General features: G+C 42.0%; 17 protein-coding genes. 11 read left to right on the top strand and 6 right to left on the bottom strand.

Annotated features, from left to right (window positions below):
• Nucleotides 1-72 precede the first annotated feature (72 nt).
• Nucleotides 73-1,827: an arginine--tRNA ligase gene (argS, locus tag V7K32_RS23975; protein ID WP_334996635.1), complete on the bottom strand. Its 1,755-nt coding sequence runs from the start codon at nt 1,825-1,827 to the stop codon at nt 73-75.
• 185 nt (nt 1,828-2,012) lie between these two features.
• Here argS and V7K32_RS23970 point away from each other — a divergent pair, with 185 nt between their 5' ends.
• The 4 genes from V7K32_RS23970 to V7K32_RS23955 all read left to right on the top strand — a co-directional run bounded on the left by V7K32_RS23970 (nt 2,013) and on the right by V7K32_RS23955 (nt 2,995).
• Entirely contained in the window at nt 2,013-2,204 is a 192-nt protein-coding gene (locus tag V7K32_RS23970; protein WP_334996633.1) for a type II toxin-antitoxin system HicA family toxin, read from the top strand.
• On the top strand, nt 2,204-2,455 hold the full coding sequence (locus V7K32_RS23965; protein ID WP_334996632.1) for a type II toxin-antitoxin system HicB family antitoxin: 252 nt from the start codon (nt 2,204-2,206) through the stop codon (nt 2,453-2,455). The genes V7K32_RS23970 and V7K32_RS23965 overlap by 1 nt, the downstream gene beginning before the upstream one ends.
• A gap of 163 nt (nt 2,456-2,618) precedes the next feature.
• Nucleotides 2,619-2,759, top strand: coding sequence for a type II toxin-antitoxin system HicA family toxin (locus V7K32_RS23960; protein WP_334996630.1), 141 nt, complete (start codon nt 2,619-2,621; stop codon nt 2,757-2,759).
• An 11-nt stretch (nt 2,760-2,770) separates the two neighbouring features.
• Entirely contained in the window at nt 2,771-2,995 is a 225-nt protein-coding gene (locus V7K32_RS23955) for a type II toxin-antitoxin system HicB family antitoxin (RefSeq protein WP_334996628.1), read from the top strand.
• Nucleotides 2,996-3,081: 86 nt separating this feature from the next.
• Here V7K32_RS23955 and V7K32_RS23950 read toward each other — a convergent pair whose 3' ends face one another.
• The 3 genes from V7K32_RS23950 to glyS all read right to left on the bottom strand — a co-directional run bounded on the left by V7K32_RS23950 (nt 3,082) and on the right by glyS (nt 7,364).
• A complete protein-coding gene (locus tag V7K32_RS23950; protein ID WP_334996626.1) occupies nt 3,082-3,375 on the bottom strand; it encodes a PAN domain-containing protein in 294 nt (97 codons plus the stop codon).
• Nucleotides 3,376-3,605: 230 nt separating this feature from the next.
• Nucleotides 3,606-5,126, bottom strand: a complete 1,521-nt coding sequence (gene murD, locus V7K32_RS23945; protein WP_334996624.1) for a UDP-N-acetylmuramoyl-L-alanine--D-glutamate ligase — start codon at nt 5,124-5,126, stop codon at nt 3,606-3,608.
• Nucleotides 5,127-5,210: 84 nt separating this feature from the next.
• The gene (gene glyS / locus V7K32_RS23940; RefSeq protein ID WP_334996622.1) at nt 5,211-7,364 is read right to left on the bottom strand and encodes a glycine--tRNA ligase subunit beta; all 2,154 of its coding nucleotides are present in this window, start codon (nt 7,362-7,364) and stop codon (nt 5,211-5,213) included.
• A gap of 534 nt (nt 7,365-7,898) precedes the next feature.
• On the opposite strand from glyS, the gene V7K32_RS23935 reads away from it, so the two are divergent.
• The 4 genes from V7K32_RS23935 to V7K32_RS23920 all read left to right on the top strand — a co-directional run bounded on the left by V7K32_RS23935 (nt 7,899) and on the right by V7K32_RS23920 (nt 13,945).
• On the top strand, nt 7,899-8,480 hold the full coding sequence (locus V7K32_RS23935) for a PEP-CTERM sorting domain-containing protein (protein ID WP_334996620.1): 582 nt from the start codon (nt 7,899-7,901) through the stop codon (nt 8,478-8,480).
• A gap of 630 nt (nt 8,481-9,110) precedes the next feature.
• Complete coding sequence (locus V7K32_RS23930) at nt 9,111-10,400, top strand: glycosyltransferase family 4 protein (protein ID WP_334996618.1); 1,290 nt, start codon at nt 9,111-9,113, stop codon at nt 10,398-10,400.
• A 1,393-nt stretch (nt 10,401-11,793) separates the two neighbouring features.
• Entirely contained in the window at nt 11,794-13,377 is a 1,584-nt protein-coding gene (locus V7K32_RS23925) for an efflux RND transporter periplasmic adaptor subunit (protein ID WP_334996616.1), read from the top strand.
• A 52-nt stretch (nt 13,378-13,429) separates the two neighbouring features.
• Nucleotides 13,430-13,945 carry an efflux RND transporter permease subunit gene (locus V7K32_RS23920; protein WP_334996614.1) on the top strand — a complete coding sequence of 172 codons (516 nt, stop codon included), beginning with the start codon at nt 13,430-13,432 and terminating at the stop codon, nt 13,943-13,945.
• Here V7K32_RS23920 and V7K32_RS23915 read toward each other — a convergent pair.
• Nucleotides 13,920-15,863 carry a heavy metal translocating P-type ATPase gene (locus tag V7K32_RS23915; protein ID WP_334996612.1) on the bottom strand — a complete coding sequence of 648 codons (1,944 nt, stop codon included), beginning with the start codon at nt 15,861-15,863 and terminating at the stop codon, nt 13,920-13,922. The genes V7K32_RS23920 and V7K32_RS23915 overlap by 26 nt on opposite strands.
• A 226-nt stretch (nt 15,864-16,089) precedes the next feature.
• Here V7K32_RS23915 and V7K32_RS23910 point away from each other — a divergent pair, with 226 nt between their 5' ends.
• Both V7K32_RS23910 and V7K32_RS23905 read left to right on the top strand, forming a co-directional pair.
• Nucleotides 16,090-16,272, top strand: a complete 183-nt coding sequence (locus V7K32_RS23910; protein WP_334996610.1) for a hypothetical protein — start codon at nt 16,090-16,092, stop codon at nt 16,270-16,272.
• A gap of 139 nt (nt 16,273-16,411) precedes the next feature.
• A complete protein-coding gene (locus V7K32_RS23905) occupies nt 16,412-17,530 on the top strand; it encodes a precorrin-8X methylmutase (RefSeq protein WP_334996608.1) in 1,119 nt (372 codons plus the stop codon).
• 25 nt (nt 17,531-17,555) lie between these two features.
• Here V7K32_RS23905 and V7K32_RS23900 read toward each other — a convergent pair whose 3' ends face one another.
• Entirely contained in the window at nt 17,556-19,178 is a 1,623-nt protein-coding gene (locus tag V7K32_RS23900) for a DUF6798 domain-containing protein (protein WP_334996606.1), read from the bottom strand.
• 585 nt (nt 19,179-19,763) lie between these two features.
• Here V7K32_RS23900 and V7K32_RS23895 point away from each other — a divergent pair.
• Nucleotides 19,764-23,441 carry a DUF4912 domain-containing protein gene (locus V7K32_RS23895; protein WP_334996604.1) on the top strand — a complete coding sequence of 1,226 codons (3,678 nt, stop codon included), beginning with the start codon at nt 19,764-19,766 and terminating at the stop codon, nt 23,439-23,441.
• The last annotated feature ends 300 nt before the right edge of the window (nt 23,442-23,741 follow it).

The following is a 23,741-nucleotide window of genomic DNA, read 5'->3' as shown; positions in this document are numbered from 1 at the left end:
ATCGCCTCCAACAAAACGCTTTCTTCCAAGTTCACAAATTACGAATTACGAATTACTAATTACTAATTAGTCTTACATCCTCTCCAATACCTGAATTCCCAATAAAGACAATCCCAACTTCAGAGTTCTAGCAGTCAAATCACATAAAACCAAGCGTGATGTCCTCTGCGCTTCCTCGGCTTGTAATATGGGACAGCGATCGTAAAATTGGTTAAACTTCTGGCTTAGTTCAAACAAATACTCACATAAACGATTAGGCAGCAAATCTTGCTCTACACTACTAATAACTTCATCCAGTTGAAGTAAATATTTTGCTAGCGCTAATTCTGTTTCATGCTGCAACAAAACGGCATTATTTCCCAACTCCTTAAAGTTAATATCACCCTTGCGGCTAATCCCCTGAATCCGCGCATAAACATACAACATATACGGCGCAGTATTCCCTTTGAGATCCAGCATTTTGTCGTAGCTGAAAATGTAGTTACTGGTGCGATTTTGGCTTAAGTCTGCATATTTAACTGCGCTGATTCCAACTACCCTAGCAACTTCATTAATAAATTCTTCAGTTTCTTGACGTTCTTCTTTTTGTAATCTGGTTTTTAGGTCACCATAGGCACGAGAAACAGCTTCATCTAATAAATCCCGTAACCGCACAGTATCCCCAGAACGAGTTTTGAATTTCTTCCCATCTTCTCCTAACACTAACCCAAAAGGTACATGCACTAATTCCACATCATCGGGAATCCATCCGGCTTTGCGTGCAACTTGGAAAAATTGGGCAAAGTGGTTTCCTTGTCCAGCATCGGTTACATAAATTATGCGTTTTGCTTCATCCTGCTGAATCCGGTAGCGGAGGGATGCTAAATCTGTTGTGGCGTAGTTATAGCCGCCATCTGATTTCTGCACAATTAAGGGTAAAGGTTCACCTTCTCTATTTGTAAACCCTTCCAGAAAAACACATTTTGCTCCTTGGTTTTCTACCAGCAATCCAGATTTATCCAAATCTTCCACAACTTTTGGTAGTAAAGCGTTGTAAAAAGATTCGCCCCGTTCAGTTAACTTGATATCCAACAATTCATATATTATTTGAAACTCCCGCCGCGATTGTTCGCACAGTAGTTTCCAAGCATGAAGTGTATCTTCTGCACCTGCTTGTAATCTGACAACTTCTTGCCGTGCTGTCTCTTGAAAAGCTGCATCTGCATCAAACCGCAGTTTGGCTTTGCGATAAAAAGATACTAAATCACCAATATCTAAAGCATTAGCGGTGGTAAGCGCGTCTGGGTAAACTTCCCGCAGATAGGCGATTAACATCCCAAACTGCGTACCCCAATCGCCCACATGGTTTAACCGTAAAACATCGTGTCCAAGAAAATCTAAAATCCGGGCGATCGCATCACCAATAATTGTAGAACGCAAGTGTCCAACGTGCATTTCTTTGGCAATATTCGGACTGGAAAAATCTACAATTTCCCGCTTCGGCGTTTTCGCGGCTGGAACTCCCAACCTGGGATCAGCTTGAATCTTATTCAGTTGTGCTTCTAAGTATGCCGTTTTCAGTTTCAGATTGATAAATCCTGGCCCAGCGATTTCTGGCGGTTCGCAGATTTCGGATACATCTAATTTATCAACGATCGCACCTGCGATCGCTCTTGGTTGCAATCCTTTCTTTTTACTCAGGGATAAAGCCACATTCGCCTGATAATCACCAAATTTAGGATTACTAGCAGAAACCAAAATTGGATCTATTCCAGCAAAATCAGCGCCAAAAGCCGCAACTATTGCCTGTTCAAGCTGAATTTTTAGTTTTTCTTGTGTAGCGTTCATATATAAATTTTATCTGGGAGAGAGGGAATGTAGCTCTGGAAAAGCTTGATTATTAACTTTAGCATTTCATTTTGAGCCACTCAATTCATGAAGCGATTTTGACTATATTGAGTGATTGCTTTAATAATTGTCAATAAGGCACTCTATCTGTAATATAAATTTCACCTATACAGATAAGCGCTAGCATGAAAGTACGCGAAGTTATCAAACGACTAGAAGCTGATGGTTGGTATCTTGCTAAAACTAAAGATAGTCATCGACAGTTCAAACATCCAGATAAATCCAGTACTGTAACAGTGTCTGGTAAGGTAAATGTGGATGTGCCAATTGGCACTCTTAAAAATATTTGGAGACAAGCTCAATTGGAGGAAGACTAATGCGTTATACAGTTGTGATTGAAAAGGGAGAAACTAGCTACGGCGCTTATGTCCCTGATTTACCAGGTTGTGTAGCTGTGGGTGAAACTTTAGAAGAAGTCAAGCAGATGATTACAGAAGCTATTGAATTTCATCTAGAAGGAATGCTAGAAGATGGTTTACCTATTCCTAAACCTACAAGCATCGCTCATGAGGTTGAAGTTACAAACTACAGCACCTTTCCTACGGAACGCTATACGAACGTGGGTTAAAAAACCTGACAAAATATTTCCCAAATGAGAAAATTGTCGGAAAATAGGAAATCTTATTGACTTTTGCCTTCTCAATTAGCGACTCTATCTGTAACAGAAATTTCAACTTTACAGATAAGTAGTAATATGAAAGTACGTGATGTAATCAAGCGAGTGGAAGCTGATGGTTGTTGACAGAACTAAAGGTAGTCATCGACAGTTTAAGCATCCTGATAAACCAGGTTTAGTTACAGTTCCAGGTAAATTGTCTGACGACTTAGCCCCTGGTACTCTCAGTAGTATTTGGAGGCAAGCACAGTTATAAGGAGAACGGCAATGCATTACGTAGTGGTGATTGAAAAAGCGGATAGTAATTACTCTGCTTATGTCCCTGATTTACTAGGTTGTGTAACTACAGGTGCAACCTTAGAAGAAGTCAAGCAAATGATTGCAGAAGCTATTGAATTTCATCTAGAAGGAATGCTAGAAGATCGTTTGCTTATTCCTAAACCTACAAGCATCGCTCATGAGGTTGAAGTTGCAAACTACAGCAAAACATAATTATAGTAAACCACTAAATTAGCTCTAAACAATCCTTCTAGAATATTGAAGTCTATCTGATGATGCGATCGCACCGCACTTTTCGCTTACAATTTCACACCGGATACACAGCCGCTATCTGGTGTTGATGCTGGTGCTACAGATTTTAAATAACAAACAGCACTAGCACCTTGTACTCCTGGTCGAACATAGGTATAAGCACTACAGTTGTTATCATTAATACAAGATTGCTGGCAAATTGAAGCGAATGCTGAAGTCGGAAAACTTGTGTAATCGCTACCTCCTCTATTTCTACCAAATTCAGCGGTTACGACATAACGTGGAATAGTGGTTGGGAGTGGAGCGACTTGAGCTGTGGCAGGTTGAGCTAATGGTATCAAGTTACAGCCGTACTAAAACCTAAAATCAGCAAAAGTGCCAACCCCAAAAATATAATATTTCTTGGGAAAACAAAATTTTTCTTTGCATATTGCCAAGCTGTAACCATTTTTAATTTCATAAATCTCTCCTAGCTGCACAGTATTATCATCCGTATAGAATACAGCTATTTGCTACCAAATACAAAAATTGTTAAGAATTTTACATGATTCATTCACTATGTGACTTGCAGCTACACAGTGAAAGAATTAGGCACAGGAGATGAAAGAATTGAGTTGTATTGAAGCTTCTCTCCTTCCACCCAATCAAGGCACAACTGACGAAAACGATCGCCCCGCACCTCAAAATTCGGGTATTGGTCAAAACTCGCACAAGCTGGAGATAGCAACACTACGGGCGCTTGATACTCCTTAGCTAATTCCGCAGCTTTAGGGATTGCCCTTTCCATAGTTTCCACAATATGGTATGAATAATACCCTACCTCTTGGAGGCGTTGGGCAAATGTGGGTGCAGCAGAGCCAATCAATAACACAGCAGCAGCTTTGGCTTGAATTTGTGCTAGCCAGCCAGTATCATCACCTGCTTTAGCTTCTCCACCAGCAATTAAAATCGCTGGACTTTTCACGGATGCTAAACCAACTTCGGCAGCATCGTAGTTAGTCGCTTTGCTGTCGTTAATGAAATCAATACCTTCCCAAGTGCAGATATGCTCCAAACGATGAGCAACACCGGGGAATTCAACAATAGCACGCGCGATCGCATCACGATTAATTCCCGCTAATCGTGCCGTTGCTACTGCCATCAAGAGATTTTGTTGGTTATGTTCTCCCACCATCCGCAAAGTAGATACTTTCACAATCTGTTCTGGTGCAGAGGTTGCAGTCAATTTTTCCACAACCCAGTCATCCTCAATGTAAAAGCCTTTTTCGCTAATCAGGAAATCTTTTCCTTTAACACTTGTCCAATAGGCATTAGGCCAAGCACTTAAACCTTGCTGTCTCAAGTAGGCATCATCGCCATTAAATACTTGCAACTCGGACTGATGCAACAGCTTGGCTTTGATGTTGTAATAATTCTCTAAAGTCTTATGGCGACTAAGATGATCTGGTGTAAAAGTCGTCCAAACCCCGATACGTGGTGCAAGAGAACTCGAAGATTCTACTTGATAGCTGCTAATTTCCGCAATCACCCAATCAACTGAGGAGTTAGGAGTTAGGAGTGAGGAGTGAGGAGTTAGGAGTGAGGAGTTATCAAATGCTCCCCCTGCTCCCCCTGCTCCCCCTGCTCCTTTCCCCTTCCAAGATAGGGCAACTTCACTTGCGGCGTAGCCAATGTTACCGCAGGCGGGGGCATTTAAGCCTGCTGCTTGGAAAATGGCAGCAATTAAAGCTGTGGTAGTAGTTTTGCCGTTAGTCCCTGTAATTCCTACCCAAGGTAGGGATTGCAAATTTCGCCAAGCGAGTTCTATTTCCCCAATGGTTTCTATACTTAATTTGCGTGCCTTAATTAATACGGGAATATCCCAAGGTACGCCAGGGCTAACAACTATTAATTTGGGTAAATTAGCACCATTCAATTCTAGAGATTGGCCTAGTTTTACAGTTATTTCTTCGGCAGCAAGTTCTTGTTGTTGTTGTCGGAGGGTTTCGGAGGTGTTGCTATCACTTAGCTCTACCTCCCAACCTTCCCGTTTCAACAATCTCGCCGCGGCAACACCGGACTTTCCCAATCCAATTACAGTAGCTCTGGACATAGATTGCAGCAGAGTGTCCCTGGTTAAGCACTCCCTATAGTAGCCTTTATTGGCAAAAATTACACAACTTTTTGTTGACTTACGCTACAGATTTTTGACGATCGCTCCAAAGTCAGCTAGAACACGGGCATGATTGCGAACTAATCCCAGTAAGTGTAATCGATTACGCTTAATTTCTGGATCGGAATCCATAACTAATACGCTATCTGGCCCATCAAAGAAGTTACTAACTGTCGGAGCAATTTTTGCTAGTGCTGCTACTAACAGTTGATAATTTCGTGTCTGCTGTGCTGCTTGAGTTTGTGGTACTGATTCGATTAAGGCATTATACAAAGCCATTTCAGAGGGCTTTTGAAATAATTCTTGCCGAACTACGGTTGTCGGCTCTAGCTGTTTTGTATCCAAATCACCTTGAGCGGCTAATCGTGTGGAACGGTTAACGGTTTCGTAGATGTTATCTAAGGTACTGTCGTTGCGGATTTGTTGTAAGTATAAGGCGCGATCGCGTACATCCAATAAATCTTTTAACGCCCGTTCTGTGTATTCTGGATCATTTTCTCCCAAAACTGCATTTACCAAGTCATAATCAATCTGCTTTTCTTCTTGTAGTAAAGTGCGGATGCGTTGCAAGAAAAACTCTTGTAATGCTGCGGTTAATGATGCCTGTTCTTTGTGATATTTCGCTGCAAAGTCTGTGGCTATTTGCGCTAATAAATCATCTAAATTTATCGGCAAACTATAAAACCAAGTAATTTTAATTACAGCATTAGCCGCACGACGCAAGGCGAAGGGATCTGAGGAACCGGAGGGAATTAAACCTAAACCAAAGATACTCACTAAGGTATCTAATCTATCTGCCAAAGCGACAATTTGACCCGTGAGAGTTTCAGGGAAATTATCACTGGCTCCTGTGGGTAAATAATGTTGATAAATTGCCTTTGCAACTTCGGCATCTTCACCACTAGCTAAGGCATATTTTTCTCCCATAATGCCTTGCAATTCGGGGAATTCATACACCATTTGAGTAACCAAGTCTGCTTTACATAATAAAGCAGCACGTTGGATTCTTTGGCTTTGATTTTGGGCTAATTCTAATTGGTTACTGATTCGCTCGGCAATGTTAACTACTCTATCTACCTTGGTACGCACCGAACCCAATTCTTCTTGGAACGTGACTTTTTCTAACTGGGGTAAAAAGCTTTCTAAGGGCTTAGTTAAATCAGCTTCGTAGAAAAATCTGCCATCAGCTAATCTGGCACGAATTACTCTTTCATTCCCCACAGCAACGATATCTGATTTCTTGGGATCAGCGTTAGAAATGGTGATAAAATTGGGCAATAATTCTTGCTCAGAACTATCTGGTTTGAAGACAGGGAAATAACGTTGATGAGTAACCATAACTTCAGTAATTACCTCAGTTGGTAATTTCAAAAATTCTGGTTCAAATTTACCGACAACTGTAGAAGGATATTCTACAAGGTTGGTTACTTCCGCTAACAAATCGGGGTAAATTACTGTATATCCGCCTAAATTCTCTGCTACTGACTTTACTTGTTCTTTGATAAGATTTGCCCGTTCTTCTTGGTCAACGGTGACATAAGCAGACTTGAGAGCGGTAACATAATCAGTAGCTTGGGCAATTGTCACAGGATCAGGATGCAAAACCCGATGACCTTGAGAAATGCGATCGCTCTGAATCGTTTTAGAACCATTCACTAATTCTAGAGGTAGCACCGTCTCATCTAACAAAGCTACCAGCCAACGAATTGGTCGGGAAAACCTCGCATCTCCATTTCCCCAACGCATTAACCGCTTACCTTCCAAACCCCAAATCCACTGGGGAATAAGTTCTGTCAAAATTTCCGCCACAGGACGACCGGGAATTCTTTTTTGCACAAAGACAAATTCCCCTTTATCAGTGGGGCGAAGGAATAGCCTATCCAGTTCCACGCCTTGCTTTTTGGCAAAGCCGATAGCAGCAGCAGTAGGCTGACCATCTTTAAAGGCGGCTTGGGCGGGGGGGCCTTTAATTTCTTCTTCTCGGTCTGGTTGCTGGGATGGTAGACCTTTAATCACTACCGCCAGCCGTCGGGGAGTACCGTACACTTGCACACTTTCGCCCTTGAGGCCCTTTGCTTCCAAGCTTTGGGGAATGCGCTCCCGCCATTGCACTAAGGCATCACTGAGAAAGCTTGCAGGTAATTCTTCTGTACCAACTTCTAATAGAAACGCAGGCATATAACACTGTTTTCAACTTTGCGTAGCTCAACTTTATCAGTTATTCTCAAGCGATCGCTCGTGATTTTTAGGTAACTAGTACCGCAAGGCAAAAGTCAAAAGTCATTTGTCAACTTAACTTAAAAGTCATGTCCTGCAAGGAACTTTAGTTCCAGGCGGGTGAGTCAAGCCGAAAGTTTTGCTATTTCTAGGCTTTTCTTGACACCAATAAGCAATGCCGATTTGGCATTTCTTGTGAATGCGTAAGTCCTAACTTAGATAGACTTAGCATTTTCTGCATAACTTCACAAAAAAGTGTTTTTCTTCATTAATTCATTACATTTACTACCGTATTTTTATGCGGTATTTACGGATATAAATTTATATCGTAATGTTTAGTGATGTCTGATTCATTGATAAGCTAAACCACATCTAGTTTGCATAATTTGAAATTGTACATTTCTTGTGGGGTGGACGTCTCGCCCGCCCAATATATGCAAGTTAAATGTGGAACAGCTTATCTGAATCATATTAATCAATTTTGGAGTTATAACAATGAAAAATATTTTCACCAAAATCGCCGCGATCGCAGCAACCAGTACTGCTTTTAGTGTTGCTGTTGCTGCTGCTAACAACCCAGCCCAAGCTATTGAGTTAAACTTTAACTGGCAAGGTGATGCTGGTTATTCAGCAATAGGTTCATTCAGTTACGACGAAACTACAGCGTCTACAATTATTTCAGAAAGTGGTGGTGGAGCCACCAACTTTTTACAATCCTTGAGTGTCTCTTTTTTAGACCCATCTAATAATCCTCTTGGAACTTATAACACCGTTGCTGGTGGGGTGTCACAATCTGATTTCTTTAAATTTAACTTTGATACTTCCACTCAAACATTGTTTGGCCCCTTTGATATAGGAGGAGGAACGGGTGGAAAATCTTTCTTGCAGGGAACTGTTGGTGACTCTTTGTTCTTACGTCAGTATATCGGGCAAGACAAACCAAATATAACACTAGATCAAAATTCTGGTTCTATTAACGTATCCAAAGTTCCTGAACCTGCTTCTATGTTGGGTTTGCTGGCATTTGCTGCCTTGGGTGTAGGTTCATCTTTGAAGAAAAAGCAAGCCTCTTGCTAGAAATTAGGGCTTTCTAGTCAGAGCTTGCCAAATTTACTGAATCTCTATTCTAGCCCTACTAGTTCACTTAACTGGTAGGGCTATCATTAAAACTCATTAATTCTCATCAACACTATGTGCCAGTTTAAAGGGCGGAATGCGGGTTATATGCACGAGCTTAAATATGATGGTACAATCCCCCAAGTTGTAAATTTAGGGATTAGTTCAGAAACCAGACAAATATTGTCATAAATAACCAGAAACTAAAAATTCTGTCTAAAAGAGGATGTTTTAAAAGGATATTTTACTCTTTTAGTGAACACAGCGAAGCATTTCAGTACATAACTGAAAGCTGATCTTTTGGTTGTTTATCTAAGTCATAACCAGAAAATTATACCTTCTGGAACTTTTAAAACGACCTCTGAGAACCTAAGTTATTTACACAAGGTGATATTTTGATTTTTAAGTGCTTTATGCAGTATAAAAATTCTTTTTTAAAAACCACTAAAAAATTCATCAACAATGTTTAACGCACTGTTAATGAAGCAAATTTAAAAATTAAAATAAGTAATAAAAGTAGCAGCACCTACTGACTATTAAGGAATAAATCCGATTATATCCGGCTGTCTTCACAAAATTCACAAATAGCTCATGCACATTCTGATTTATTCCTATAACTATCATCCAGAGCCGATTGGAATTGCTCCGTTAATGACTGAATTAGCAGAAGGACTAGTAAAGCGAGGTCACCAAGTGCGGGTGATTACGGGAATGCCCAACTATCCTCAGCGCGAAATTTATGATGAGTATCGGGGTAAATGGTACGTTACTGAAGAAACAAATGGCGTCACCATTCAACGAAGTTATCTGCGAATTAAGTCTAAACCTAACCTTATAGATCGGCTATTATTAGAGTTGAGCTTTGTTTTCACGAGCTTACCCCAAGCCTTTAAAGGTGAACGCCCCGATGTGATTATCTTAACAGTTCCACCTCTTTTTGGTACTTTACCAGTAACAATATTTAGTTGGTTATACAACTGCCCAGTAGTTCTAAATGTGCAAGATATTCTACCAGAAGCTGCGGTACGTATCGGGCTATTGAAGAACAAGTGGATGATCCGAACTCTTGCAGCCTTAGAGAAATTTGCATATCGGTCTGCACACACTATTAGTGTCATAGCCGATGGGTTTCGTGAGAATTTAGTGAATAAGGGAGTACCTGTTAATAAAATCGTTTGTATTCCTAATTGGGTGAATGTAAATTTCATCTACCCCTTACCAAAACAGAACAACTCTTGGATATCTAGTCATCAACTTGATGGGAAATTTGTAGTCCTTTATTCGGGCAACATTGCTCTAACGCAAGGTTTAGAAACAGTAATAGAAGCAGCCGTTTGCTTACGTCATATCAAGGAGATTGTCTTTGTTATCGTTGGCGAATCAATAGCATTGCAAAGGTTGCAGAAATATTGTCTTTTAAATGGAGCAGATAATGTTTTGCTACTACCGTTGCAGCCGCGAGAAAAACTACCCGAAATGCTAGCAGCGTCTGATGTAGGGTTGATTGTGCAAAAACGCAATGTGATTTCGTTTAATATGCCTTCAAAAATACCACTACTGTTGGCGAGTGGTCGCCCGATTGTGGGTTCAGTTCCCGCTACTGGTACTGCTGCAAAAGCAATCAAATTAAGTGGTGGTGGGATAATTGTTGAGCCAGAATCACCCGATGCAATGGCTGCTGCGGTGCATGATTTATATACTAATCCTACTCTAGGAACCAGTTTAGGTAAGGCAGGAAGACAGTTTGCCGAAGAAAACTATTCCTTGGAGCAAGCACTTAATCGATATGAAGGGCTGCTTTCTCATATTGTTGCTAACCGAAAATCAACTATAGGTATCTTGCTGAAATTAAATTCCAAGAAATCAGTTGTGGATGGTTGATATGGCTGGATACTGGAGATTTTTTCTAAAAATCGGATGCTTTGTTAATTAGCGAACATTAAGCGACTAGGAAGGTAAAACCGTAATTAGGAAAAATTAAATCACCCATTCGGGTGAGTTTAAAATCAACCGATCGGGTGACCTAAGTGTAGGAAGTTAAGACTACTCAAAAATAGGAATCTAGAGAATACTGATTGATTGCGCGTCGTTCATGGTCAGTAACCCCGGTCTAAAAACACGGGGCTTGCAAGAGAAATTAAGCAAGCCATACTCACCAGATCGCCTAGCAATAGGTAGCCGTTATTCCAATACTGCTCGGATAAGACCAAAAGCCTTGTGTAGAGACGCGAAATTTCGCGTCTCTACAGGTCTAAAACACTATCGATAAATCCAAAAACCGAGCAGTATTGGCCGTTATTCGAGTCACGACAAGAAAGGAATGCGAAGCTAGTTCCCTGCCCTGTCATTTGCAATTAAACAGTCTTAAGCTCACTGAGACACTGTTGCAAGTTTAAAAAGCTCAGATAACAAGATCGAAGCTAACATTACCCGTTTTACGGAGTTTTTCAACTATGTCTAATTACGTTTTTATCATCGATAAAAACAAGAAACCATGTAACCCCGTTCACCCTGGAATGGCACGTCAATACAAGCTAGCAAGAGCGTGTCGCAGACAAGCCTCTCCATCAGTTGGCATCCATTCATCCTTTTCTCTTCCCTAAGATCAGTATTCACTACTACTTAAGAGCGATAGACTCATCTATAACTTATACTAGTGTCGTGTTTTATGTGGTTATAATGCAAGCAAGCACTTGCAAACGCTTATGGAAAACTTAGCATCTTAGTTTAATAACCAAACTATTAAATATCTGTACAAGGGTTATGTTGTGTAGTTTGGATAGTTACTGGCCTCTAACATTGTCAAAGCTAAAATTACCCGAAAGGAGGCACTTAAATGGGCAAAGTTCTATTAATCGATACTAATAAAAAACCGCTAAACCCAATTCAGCCAGCGCAAGCAAGGCAGTTATTACCGAATAAGATTAGCACTTTGCCATTGCAGGAGGTAGGAGGTTCAGTTGATAGTCTGCAACAAGATAAACCCTGTTTTTTCTTTCAGCTAAGGCACTGAGTTTATACTACCTAAAAAAAGTTTTATAAATTACACATTAAAAATGCTAAAACCTAAGTAATGTACAAAAAAACCATAATGTGGTATATGAGATTTATTTCAGGTGATAGACAACGTGAGCGATCGCCCAAATACCCAAATATCGCAAATATATATTTGTTACCAACATCAAGAAAAAAGGGCTAAAAAACTATTTAAACAATGCTTTTTTAGCGAAAACTAGATTGCCCAAGTCTAAATCCACAAGACGAGAAACCGAATATGTCGCATTCTGAGTTCCCTGATTCTACCCTGCCCGTTGAAAGAGAACAGCCTGCTGTTAATGATTCTAGTCAAGAGTCACAACCATCGCCAGAGCGATCGCCTAAGCCACCTCAAAAGCGGCGTTGGCCACTACTGTTGGGAATCGTCCTATTAATTGCAGGTGTTGGTATTGGTTGGCGCTGGTGGCAAACTAGTAATGCTAGCAATGCACCACCGGGCGGGCCTGGTGCTGGTCAACCTATGGCAATTCCTGTCAAGCTAGCAACTGTGCAAAGTGAAACTGTGCAGGAAAGCTCAGAGTTTATTGGCTCCTTACAGGCTCCACTATCTGTACCAATTAAGCCACAGGTTGAAGGACGAATAACCCAGATTTTCATCAAAGAGGGCAACCGTGTTCAAAAAGGGCAAGTGATTATTAGCCTACAAAGTGATGATGCCGAAGCCCAGCTACGACAAAAACAAGCAGGACTAGAACAAGCACAAGCAAATCTTGCCGAACTCAAAGCAGGGACTCGAAGAGAAATAGTTTTCCAAGCCAAAGCCCAGCTAGATCAAGCCCAAGCAAAATATCAAGATGCTGTATCTGGATCGCTACCACAGCAAATTCAGCAGGCTGAAGCTCAAGTTAATTCCGCCAAATCCGATTTAGTACTAGCACAAGCACGAGCAACGCGATACGAACAATTAACAAAAGAAGGGGCAACTTCTCAAGATACCTTAGATGAATACCAGAAAAACAAAGCTAGTGCTGAAGCGGCAGTGGTTGCAGCTGAGAAAAACTTAGAGCAACTCCGCAAAAGCAGAAGTGCTAATATCCAACAACTGGCTGCTGCCTTAGAACAACAGAAACAATACTATAGGCAGCAGGTGAACGGCAACCGCCCAGAAGAGATTGCCCAGGGGCGATCGCAAGTAAGTCAAGCAGATGCCCAAGTCCAAGCTGCCCAAGTCCAAGTACAATATACAAAAGTCCTTGCACCTTTCACTGGCATAGTTGGTAATATTCCAGCAAAGGTAGGAGATTATGTACAAAAAGCAGATCAACTCACTACACTAACTAGAAACGACTCTTTAGAACTGAATTTTTCCGTTCCACAAGAAGATGCCAAAAAACTGCGTTTGGGATTAACAGTGCAAATGCTGAACGCCCAAGGCAAACCTATAGCAAGGGGTAAGGTGAGTTTCATCTCTCCAGATGTCAGTTCAGATTCGCTGGCAGTTTTAGTTAAAGCCAACTTTGGTAATTCTAGAAGTCAACTGTTCAATCGCCAGTCAGTGCAAACCAAAGTGATTTGGAACCAACGTCCAGGAATTTTAATTCCAGTTACAGCAGTATCTCGCCTCGGTGGAGAGACTTTTGTGTTTGTAGCTCAAGCGCCAGCCCAAAACCCGAAACCTGGGGCACCTAACTTAGTAGCTCAACAAAAGCTCGTGAAATTGGGAATTATTGAGGGGAATAATTATCAAGTTATCCAAGGACTAAAAGCTGGGGACAAAATTGTTGTTTCTGGTATTCTCAACCTAAGCAATGGCGCTCCCATCACTCCTGCACCGGAAGAAGTGGGTAGTCGGAATCCTTAGCTGAAGAAGGGAGTGGGGAGTGGGGGCAATACGGTTCGGTTAAGCCCAAAAAATGAAAATGGGCTTTGTTGGGTTGAACTTAAGTGTTACCCAACAAAGCCCATTGCAGTTATTTTTTAAGCACTGTCAAATTGGGCTGGTAATGTTAATTGGTTTAGCTAGTAAGAACGCTATTTTGATTGTGGAATTTGCTAACCAATTGCCAGAGCAAAGGCTTTCGATTACCAAAGCAGTAATTGAGGCTTCACAAGAGCGGTTACGTCCAATTCTAATAACTGTCTTTTCTTGGGGATATTTACGTTGGCTACTGCTACAGGTGCTGGCGCGGGAAGTCGGCAATTTTCGGGAACAGCAGTATTTAGGAGGGATGTTAATTGCGACTTTCTTGAGTTTGTTTGTAGTGCCAATTAAACTGAGGGCAGTTAAACAGAGAGCAATACTGCCCTCTACCTCACCTCGGTTGCGCTCGGCGACCACCTGTCTCCTGCCGAATTCAACCAACCGCAGAGGCGCAGAGGACACAGAGAAAAGAGAAAAGTGGTTTATTTCAGCAATCTTAGACCACTGAGGGTAACTAAGACTGTAGAACCTTCATGTCCAATGACGCCGATGGGTAGGTTAATATTTCCTAGAAAGTTGCCTACTAAAAGCAAGATAATAAAACCCAACGCTACGACTATATTTTGTTTTACTATGGCTTGCGATCGCCTGCCCAAATGCATCGCCACCGCAATTTTTTCTAACCTGTCTGCCATTAGTACTATATCTGCGGTTTCTAAAGCGACATCACTACCAGATACTCCCATCGCTATACCCACAGATGCTTGCGCTAATGCTGGCGCATCATTAATTCCATCACCTACCATTGCAACTGTTTGATATTGTTGCTGTAGACGGCGAATAACATCAAGCTTATCTTCTGGTAGGAGTTGAGCATACACCCGATCAATTCCTACTGCTTTGGCGACAGTGTGAGCAGTTTCTGCGTTATCCCCGGTTAACATGACAATTTGTTCAACTCCCAATTTCTTTAATCGGGTAATGGTTGCGGCTGCTTGCGATCTTACTTCATCTGCGATCGCAATTACACCCATCACCTCTACTCCCCTCCCCGCTAGCGGGGAGGGGTTGGGGGTGGGGTTCTTCGCTACCCAAACCACAGTTTTACCTTCTTGCTCTAAAGATTGAGCCATTTCTCGCAATTCTTCAGGTAAATTTGCCACATACTGCTGCACAAAAACGGCATTCCCTACAATTACCTGTTTTTCTTGGGTGATTCCCACAATTCCCTGTCCAGGTATAGCTTGCACTTGAACTGCACTAATCCAATCCAAATCTCCAGCCGCCTGCACAATTGCCTTACCGATGGGATGTTCGGAAGATGATTCTACACTAGCAGCAGTTTTTAATACATCTTTTTGAGTGTATTTACTAACTGAAATTACCTGGAAGACTTGCACCTGTCCTGTTGTTAGAGTACCAGTTTTATCAAATGCGATCGCTCGGACTTTGCCAATTTTCTCTAACTGCGCCCCATTCTTAAACAAAATCCCCTGTCTTGCACCATTGGCGATTCCCGAAAGCAGGGTGGGCATAATTGCAGCCATCAACGCACAGGGAGAAGCCACTACCAGGAAAGTAAGAGCGCGATAAATTGTCGTTTCCCAATCCCAACCCCAGAGAAATGGCGGTAAAGTTGCTAGCAATATCCCAGCTACTACAATGACTTTGGCATATCCTTTCTCAAAGCGAAGGGTAAACTCTTGCGAAGGAGGTGCTTCTGTTTGCGCCTGTTCTACCAAACGAATCACACGCACAATTAAACTACTTTGGGCTGGTTTGTGTACCTTAATCTGCAATGCACCATAGCCGTTGAGTGTGCCGGCAAATACTTCTGCGCCCACTGTTTTCTCTACAGGTAAAGACTCGCCTGTAATTGCAGCTTGATTGAGGGTGCTGTAACCAGATAAAATTATCCCATCAGTAGGAATTAGCTCTCCGGGTTTGACGACAATCTCATCACCGACTTTTAGCTGACTGATGGAAACTTCCTCTTCCCTCCCCTGAAGCAAAACCCTTGCTGTATCTGGTGTCAGGCTCATCAAACTCTTGATACTCCGCTCAGTTCGCTGCATGGCGTAGCCTTCTAGTGCGCCACTGATGGCAAAGATGAGAATCAAAATTGCCCCATCAATAATTAGATGATATTCTCTTCGCCATAAGCCAAGGCTAGCAGCACCAATCGCCGCCACAATCATCAGCAAATCTACATCGAGTTCTTTTTCTTTGAAGAGGGTAGTCAATCCTTCCCGCGCACTTTCGTAACCACCAATTACATAAGCAGCAGGTAGCAGCAAAAATGCTAATCCCAACCAACCGAGATGTAAGGCGAACCATCCGAGAAATAATAGGAAGCCACACAAAAGGGCTGCTACGGTATCTGCGTGTTCTCTGGTGAATTGGCCTAAACGTTGGGGGTAGAGCATGAGAGGTGAATTAACAAGGACTTTCTTAGGCTAAACCTTTACATTAATGTCAATGTCAAGGTTTATAATGATTTTTAAACGCTCCAGGGACGCTGAGGGAAGCGCAAAGGTACGCAGAGTTAAATGTTTATCTGTGTTCTTGGAGCGTTTTTCAAAAGCAGGATGTGAGGAAATGCGACGATTTAACTGTTACCTTTAAAATTAATTGCACTAGAAGAGAAAATCTATGCTAAAGCGAATTTATATTGATAACTTTCGTGGCTTGGTAAATTTTGAGATGAATTTTGACTCAATTAACCTGAAGAACGCAGCTGTACGAGTAAAACCAATTAGTAATGAAGAAACTGAAAATTCTGGATTACCAATTTCAGAACTGATTGCGTGGGGCTGGCTGTATGACCCAGAATAGAGTACAGATAGTCATTTTGTGTGAGGATCTGCAAGAGCAAGTTTTTGCATATCATTTTTTGAAACGATGAAAATGCACCGCCATCTCTTCAGGCGGCTTGTGGAGAGTTAGAAAGACTTTTACCATTATTAAATAACTGATGAACGCTGGTTGCTTAACTATTAAAGAACTTACCGATGCAGTAGGCGGCGGTTTAACTCCGCGCATGGTGCGACATTATCATCAATTAGGACTGTTACCGCAACCAGTGCGATCGCCTAGCAATTACCGTCTCTATACCAAAAAAGATGTCCTCCGCTTGCAACGGATTGTAGCACTCAAGCAGCAAGGGTTTCAGCTAAACCATATCCGCAATATTTTAGAGGTGGAACCAGAAGCCGACACAACTGTTAACCTCATGGGACAACTCCAGCTACAATATCGGGCGGTGATGCAACAAATTTCTCAACTGCGACAAACTGCATCAGCATTAGAAGGATTATTGGGGCGCGATCGCCATTGTCAAATTATGCAGGCGGAAGTTTTGGCACAACTGAAGTTACTTGATGTCGAAACTCAAGCTGGATTGGGAGGATTGGAAAATCTCTGGAGTGGCTTAGATGCCGAAATTCATACGCACTCGGAAGCTTTTTCAGAATCACTACAACGCTTATTACCTGATTTATCTAACCGTTCGGAAATTGAACAACACTTAATTTCTCAGTTGGTTTTGGCTTGTGGCGATGTGAGTTTGGTGTCCTTTGTTAAATTGAGTCGAGGTGCGATCGCAGCTAGTCGAGAAGCTTTATCTTCAAGGTGTCAAATTGTTGTCGATACCCAAACGGTTGCTGCTGCTTTAGATCAAACCCGATTACTTCACTTGGGATGCCACATTGAAACCTTGATTGATAATCCCCATATTACCACCGCCACAGAGGCAGAAGTTGCCTTTTGGCAGCATCGAAAATGGCGAGACAAATTGCCGCAAGTAAGTAAGGGTTGTATCCTGGTAGTTGGTTATGCTCCCTCAGTACTTGTAGAAGTTTGTGAGGCGATTACCAACCAGAAAATTCAGCCTGCATTAGTAATTGCAATGCCCATTGGCTTTAGCCATGCTCCCGCAGCCAAGCGACAATTGATGCAACAAGAGATACCTTTTATTACAGTTGCAGGCACTTTGGGAGGCGGCGCTTTAGCTGCTACTGCCCTAAATGCTTTGGTGGAGTCATTGATTGATAAACCAGATTGTCATTGTTATCTCAATCAAAGTAATTCATAGTATAAATTATCAATTTTCAGTAGCTCTAATCTTGCTGTTTTTTATAGAGAACATAAGATTTATTACGGTAAGCCACTGGCAGATATAGCTGATGTTGAATGCGAGTTACTAAATACGAAGCGTGATATTTTATTATTAATGCCTTAGCCTGGTCAGTTGTCAAGTTATTGTAGCCGTCTGTAAGTAGTTTTTCATTAAATTTAGTTAATGGATCAACCCCATTAAAGTTACCACTTAAATCGCGCATCCGTGAAAACCATTCTAATGTCCCAGTTTTAGTCTGAGCCATCAGCTTATATTTAGCAATGGTTGGACGCTCTGTCAGCCAGATAAAGTTAGCAAATTCAACCGGTGGAGATATGAATGTGGCATTTTTTGGAGTATTTTTTCGCACCCAAGTAGCCATATCTTTCCACTGCGGATCTACCTCCTGCACTTCGTCAGGAAAATTAAGTGTGGAGTTAAAATATTTCTGAAAGTTATGGAATCCTTTGACAATGCTTATACTCAGCGCCAGACTACATAGAAATAACAACACTTTTTGCTGTTTTCTACTTGTGAAGATTTCATCTAAAGCACAGACAAACAAAAAGCAGGCGTTGAGGTGCAACATTACGTCACCTACGCGGAAAAGGTAATATTGTAGCAAGCTTCCTTGAGAGTCGAATGGAGCAATGACAACTCCGAGTATATATGGGACTAGACTGAGCAGCGTGAACTCAAATAATCCTATACGAGCTTCGTACTTTTCAAACTGTTCAGATAGCGCTTTAGTTGGACGATTGAACCAAAGGACGCCAGCACTGCTCACAAGCATTACAAGGAAAAATATAGGAGTTATCCACCAATGTGCAGGCCATGATAAAGGATTCAAATGGTGGGGCATCCTGAGAAAGACATATATATAAGAAATCGATATAGGGCTTGTAGGGGTTGGACTGGACAACTCTTCGATTATCGCTTTTAGACCGAATACACTTGTTATCAGGTATAACGGAACAATAAACCCCAATTCCCGCATACTAGGAAAACGGGTTTTTCGTTTTAAAATCACCCATCCTAGTACAAATAAAGTTGCATAACCGCCTACCAAAACATGGAATGAAGTTCCTAGCCCTAACAAAAAAGCTGTCAGGCGATAACGTTTCCTTAGCATGAACGCGATGGCTAACAAGACCATAGCATAAGCAAATATCTTCGTTTCTAGCGCTCCTATGATCCTTTCTCCAGCAGCAACGCCTTGATTTCCTGAGAGAAACATTGCAACCGCCAACATCAGCAAAAGCAAATTTAATCCCAGTCTTCGACCTATGAGTACTAGTCCCGAAGCTATTAAGCTGTAGCAAAATAACCGTCCTATTATCGAACTAGCCAGAAACCCCCACTTTGCTATGATCCAGCCAAATAAAGTTTGAAACAACACTCGATAAACAGGTGGTTGGTTAACAGACCAATCTCCTGGAACCCAGCTAGGATCGGCAAACTGTCTTGCTAAAGGTAGAGCGTCAATATCATTACTTGCCATGATATCAAAGAACAAATCTTTGATACAGATTAATGCCAAGACGGCGATGATTTCTAATACTAGCCAACCCATATCTGCCAAAGCTGATTTTTTGTGTAGATTTTGTTGATTTATCTCTGGCAATTTCAACATCTTAAAAAGACATAATTTGTATAATAATTATTACACTATTTCCATAAACCTTAAATTTGACACTATACAATATACAGCAGATTTCCAGGTAATTGAGGTACACAAGCTCAGTTTATTACCCAGGTATAAGGCGTGTTTTACTCCTTAATTATGCTGTATTTAATATATTTATAACGATTCTTATTTCAATGGTTACTGGGTAGGGACACGGCAATGTCGTGTCCCTATGAGTACGTGTGTTCGTCTGTGATAATTATTGTTTTTGTACCTTACTCATGCAGGAACCGCTATATACTATCTTTATTATTTAGCTAATTTTTCAAGCATGACTCTGATTCAGTAAACCAAAAGCTGGGTATATAAAATAACATGTAATCCGAAAGTTTAGTTCAATAAATTTTGTCCAGCAAAGTGGAAACAGTTAAAGTCAAACTAAGTAAATAGTGACACAAATATTTACAATAACTGATAAGAAATATAACAGGGATGTATAATTAGCGCGTCTCCTGCATAATCCATAAAAAGATAATGATTAAGGCTGGCAGGCTTTCTATTTTTTACTTTAATTAAGGGCTTATGTGGCAACAAGAAAAAAAAGATATTTCGATAGTCAGACTGGTATTATGGCTTACCTTAGCTACAACCCCTGTGGTAGCAAGTTTACTGGCGTTAAAACCCCTGCTGGCACAATCTAAACCTGAAGCTCCCTCTTTTACACAGCCGCAAACAGTGCAGAATGGGACTACAGTAAGGATTGATGGTTCGAGTAGCTTGGGTGCAATCAACCAAAGCTTGAAAGAGAATTTTGAAAAACAGTATTCTGGTGCAAAGGTTGAAGTTGCTGTTAACGGCACTGATGCGGCACTGAAAGAATTGTTAAATGGCAAAATCGACATAGCCGCAATGGGGCGTGGGTTGACGCCAGCAGAAAAAGCCCAAGGACTAGAGCAAGTTCGCTTGCGCCGTGAGAAGATTGCGATCGTGGTTGGTGCAGATAATCCTTTCAAAGGAAGCTTGACTAGTAAGCAATTCGCCCGGATTTTCCGGGGACAAATTACAAATTGGTCACAACTAGGAGGGCCTTCAGGGAAGATTCGGTTAATCGATCGGCCGAAGACGAGTGAGACTCGCAATACTTTTCGGACTTATCCAGCCTTCAAGAGTGCTGAATTTGCTACAGGAGCCAATGCTACCCAACTAACTGAGGATAATACCGCAGAAATCATCAAACAATTGGGCAAAGACGGCATCAGCTATGTATTAGCTAATGACGTCGCAAAATTGAAACGTGTACGAGTTCTGCAATTAGATAAAGCCTTACCAGACGATCAGAAATATCCCTTCTCGCAACCTTTCGTTTACGTTTACAAAAAAAATCCGAGTTTAGGCATAGTAAATTTTCTCGGCTTTACCCTTGCAACCGCAGGAAAGCAGGCTATAGAACAAGGTAGAACTACAGAAGCAGAGGCGATCGCCACTAACATATTACAACCTGTCACGGCTTCCCCAGGTGGGCAAACAACACCTGTTGCTACGCCTTCCCCCACTGCAACTACTTCTGCATTTGCCGAACAGCCATTTGTGGCTCCTATTCCTGCACAAACCAGTCCAATTGTCAATAGAGAAACACCATTTTGGTTGCTTTTACCTTTGTTTTTTGCTCCTGTAGCTGGAGCGTTCCTATGGTGGATTCTGGGAAAACGCCCATTGTCTACCGAGAAAACAGACAACTTACCAGAATCAGATCCTCGGCCACCCAGCCCAGAAGATGGAGAAATGGCAGTCCTCAATGCCAGCACATCTCCCTCAATTAACAAAGCGATGCTTGAAGACCAAGCAGTGCCGCACTTCCAACAAGAAAGCCCTGAGCGCACTCCTTTCAAAATCTATGCTCCAACAGAATCTGACCTAGCCGAAAATGTGACTTCAGGGACATCTAATTTAGTCCGAGAGGGAACTAATGGCAGCTCTAATTCCTATGAAGACACAACATCAAAGGCAGCTAATGGCTCAGAAAATAACAACTTGGGAGCCGCAGCTTTAAGTAATGGTGCGGCTCTAGCAACTGGCATCGGGGCGGCTAGCTGGTCTTCCTTTAATAATAAAGAAACAGAAAATGCAATTTCTGATCCAGTTCATCAAAGTAATTATGATGAGGCAAACAATCCTGAGTCTGATTCTGAGCAAATTGCCTGGGATTCTGATGAAATTGAATGGGACATAGAAGCCCCAGCAGCTGTAGTAAATACTTCATATCCTCACCTGCGTAATATTCCAGAAGAGGTATCTGATATGGAACTGCCTTTATCTGAGGAGACAGCCTCACTACTAGAATTAGCAGATGTGCCAGAAGTAACATCTGATTTTGGATATTGGGACACAGAAATTAATGAAGATCGGATAGATGAAGAACTTCAGGCAGAATTAAACTGGCTAGAGAGTATTACCTCAACTGAAGATATAGGCTCAGTAGATGAATTTCCCTTGCCATCTGAGGAAGTAGCAGCCGATGGGGAACTATCAACTGGACAAACATCCTCACTGCTCGATTTGCCAGAATTATCACAAGAAGATTTATTCAATGTGATAGCGGACGCAGCTGAACCGACTGTGAATTTGCCAGAGTCAGAATCTCAAGCAGAGCCTACTGTTGAAGAAGGTATTGCTGAAACTGACTCTACAGATTTAGCGGGTGCTGCGGTAGCAGCAGGTGTAGGAATTGTAGGGTGGACTACCATTTCTGGATTAGATACTGAAAGAGAAACTGATATTACGGTTGACAATGTGCCGATTGCGGCCGAAACAGCTGTTAATTTCGTAGATGCAGAAGAAGAGAGCAGTATTTTGCTCACACCGCATACTTATACCTCGGCTCATGTTTCCTGGGAGATATCCGAAACCAAGAAAGCAGCGCTGCGTCAACAGGGCGGCTCTCAATTGGTAGTGCGGCTGTATGATGCAACTGGAATTGACTTGAGTTATCAAAGTCCCCACCTGTTACAGGAGTATGAATGTGACGAGACAGCACACGATCGCTTTGTAGAAATTCCCCTCAGCGATCGCGATTACATAGCTGAAATTGGCTATGTCGCTTATGGCGAGTACTGGTTGTTCATCGCCCATTCAGCGATCGTTCGTGTCTTCAGTCCAGTGGCTACAGATCGCGTTGATCGGGTGGCGATTGCCGATCAAACAGATATTCACTTCCCAGATGCCCAAGAAGAGATCACTGAAGAAGAAAGCAGTCTTGTCCTCACACCTCGCACTTATACCTCGGCTCATGTTTCCTGGGAGATATCCGAAACCAAGAAAGCAGCGCTGCGTCAACAGGGCGGCTCTCAATTGGTAGTGCGGCTGTATGATGCAACTGGGATTGACTTGAGTTATGAAAGTCCGCACCTGTTACAGGAGTATGAATGTGACGAGACAGCACACGATCGCTTTGTAGAAATTCCCGTCAGCGATCGCGATTACATAGCTGAAATTGGCTATGTCACTTATGGCGATGCCTACGGCGGTAAACTACGCTGGTTGTTCATCGCCCATTCAGCGATCGTTCGTGTCTTCAGTCCAGTGGCTACAGATCCTACCGTTGAAGATGTAGCCTTAGCAAGTCAAACACCTATTGTTCATACAGATTCCACCGTTGAAGATGTAGCCTTAGCAAGTCAAACAGCTATTGGTTTAGTAGATGTAGAAGAAGAGAGCAGTATTTTGCTCACACCCCGCACTCCCAAATGGGCTTATGTCTCTTGGCACATTTCCAAGGCTCAGAATGAAGCACTGCGAAAACAGGGCGGCTCCCAATTGGTAGTGCGACTCTACGATGTAACTGAGATTGACTTGAGTTATCAAAATCCCCAGCTTATACAGCAGTATGAATGTGAAGAGGTAACACGCGATCGCTTTGTAGCTATTCCCGTCAGCGATCGTGACTACATGATTGAAATTGGCTATATCGCCGATGGCGATCGTTGGTTACTCATAGCCCGTTCACCTAATGTTCGGGTTTTCAATCCTTCCCACCAAGATTTTTGGTTTGTAGCAGATGCTGAGTTGATTATTCACGGAGCAACCCAACCAAATACAAGCGTAAACATTGGTGGCCATTCCGTCAAAATTAAACCCGATGGCACTTTCCACCTACGTCTTCCCTTTTCAGATGGTTTAATGGACTATCTCATAACGGTAGCTGCTGATGGGACCACTAGAACTATCCATAAAAAGTTCTCTCAAGAAACATCCGAAAGCTAGTACCGCAAGGCGGAAGTCAAAAGTCAAAAGTCAAAAATCAAAAGAAATACAGTGTAAACGTTTCGTTGATTTGAAATGGGTTGTTTATTTCCGCCGCGCTGTACTAGTAATTTCTTAAATTATCCCCTCAAACCCTATTCTCCCCTTTTAAGCTACGGTGTACACACAAGTCGAATTACCCCCCTTAATCCCCCCAATCCATCGGGGGAAAAAAGAAATCTAGTTCCCTCCCCAATATATCGGGGAGGTTCAGGGTGGGGTAAAACCTTGGTTAATCAGCTATTTCAGACTTGTGTGTAC

The sequence above is a fragment of the Nostoc sp. genome, assembly GCF_036917635.1.
In the GTDB taxonomy this organism is placed as follows: domain Bacteria; phylum Cyanobacteriota; class Cyanobacteriia; order Cyanobacteriales; family Nostocaceae; genus Nostoc.
This window is presented reverse-complemented; position numbering and strand designations above follow the sequence as displayed.

Excerpts from the sequence above, each read along its gene's own strand:
- argS (WP_334996635.1), bottom strand. The coding sequence starts at position 1,827 with ATGAACGCTACACAAGAAAAACTAAAAATTCAGCTTGAACAGGCAATA.
- V7K32_RS23970 (WP_334996633.1), top strand. The coding sequence starts at position 2,013 with ATGAAAGTACGCGAAGTTATCAAACGACTAGAAGCTGATGGTTGGTAT.
- V7K32_RS23965 (WP_334996632.1), top strand. The coding sequence starts at position 2,204 with ATGCGTTATACAGTTGTGATTGAAAAGGGAGAAACTAGCTACGGCGCT.
- V7K32_RS23960 (WP_334996630.1), top strand. The coding sequence starts at position 2,619 with ATGGTTGTTGACAGAACTAAAGGTAGTCATCGACAGTTTAAGCATCCT.
- V7K32_RS23955 (WP_334996628.1), top strand. The coding sequence starts at position 2,771 with ATGCATTACGTAGTGGTGATTGAAAAAGCGGATAGTAATTACTCTGCT.
- murD (WP_334996624.1), bottom strand. The coding sequence starts at position 5,126 with ATGTCCAGAGCTACTGTAATTGGATTGGGAAAGTCCGGTGTTGCCGCG.
- glyS (WP_334996622.1), bottom strand. The coding sequence starts at position 7,364 with ATGCCTGCGTTTCTATTAGAAGTTGGTACAGAAGAATTACCTGCAAGC.
- V7K32_RS23935 (WP_334996620.1), top strand. The coding sequence starts at position 7,899 with ATGAAAAATATTTTCACCAAAATCGCCGCGATCGCAGCAACCAGTACT.
- V7K32_RS23930 (WP_334996618.1), top strand. The coding sequence starts at position 9,111 with ATGCACATTCTGATTTATTCCTATAACTATCATCCAGAGCCGATTGGA.
- V7K32_RS23925 (WP_334996616.1), top strand. The coding sequence starts at position 11,794 with ATGTCGCATTCTGAGTTCCCTGATTCTACCCTGCCCGTTGAAAGAGAA.
- V7K32_RS23920 (WP_334996614.1), top strand. The coding sequence starts at position 13,430 with ATGAAAATGGGCTTTGTTGGGTTGAACTTAAGTGTTACCCAACAAAGC.
- V7K32_RS23915 (WP_334996612.1), bottom strand. The coding sequence starts at position 15,863 with ATGCTCTACCCCCAACGTTTAGGCCAATTCACCAGAGAACACGCAGAT.
- V7K32_RS23910 (WP_334996610.1), top strand. The coding sequence starts at position 16,090 with ATGCTAAAGCGAATTTATATTGATAACTTTCGTGGCTTGGTAAATTTT.
- V7K32_RS23905 (WP_334996608.1), top strand. The coding sequence starts at position 16,412 with ATGAACGCTGGTTGCTTAACTATTAAAGAACTTACCGATGCAGTAGGC.
- V7K32_RS23895 (WP_334996604.1), top strand. The coding sequence starts at position 19,764 with ATGTGGCAACAAGAAAAAAAAGATATTTCGATAGTCAGACTGGTATTA.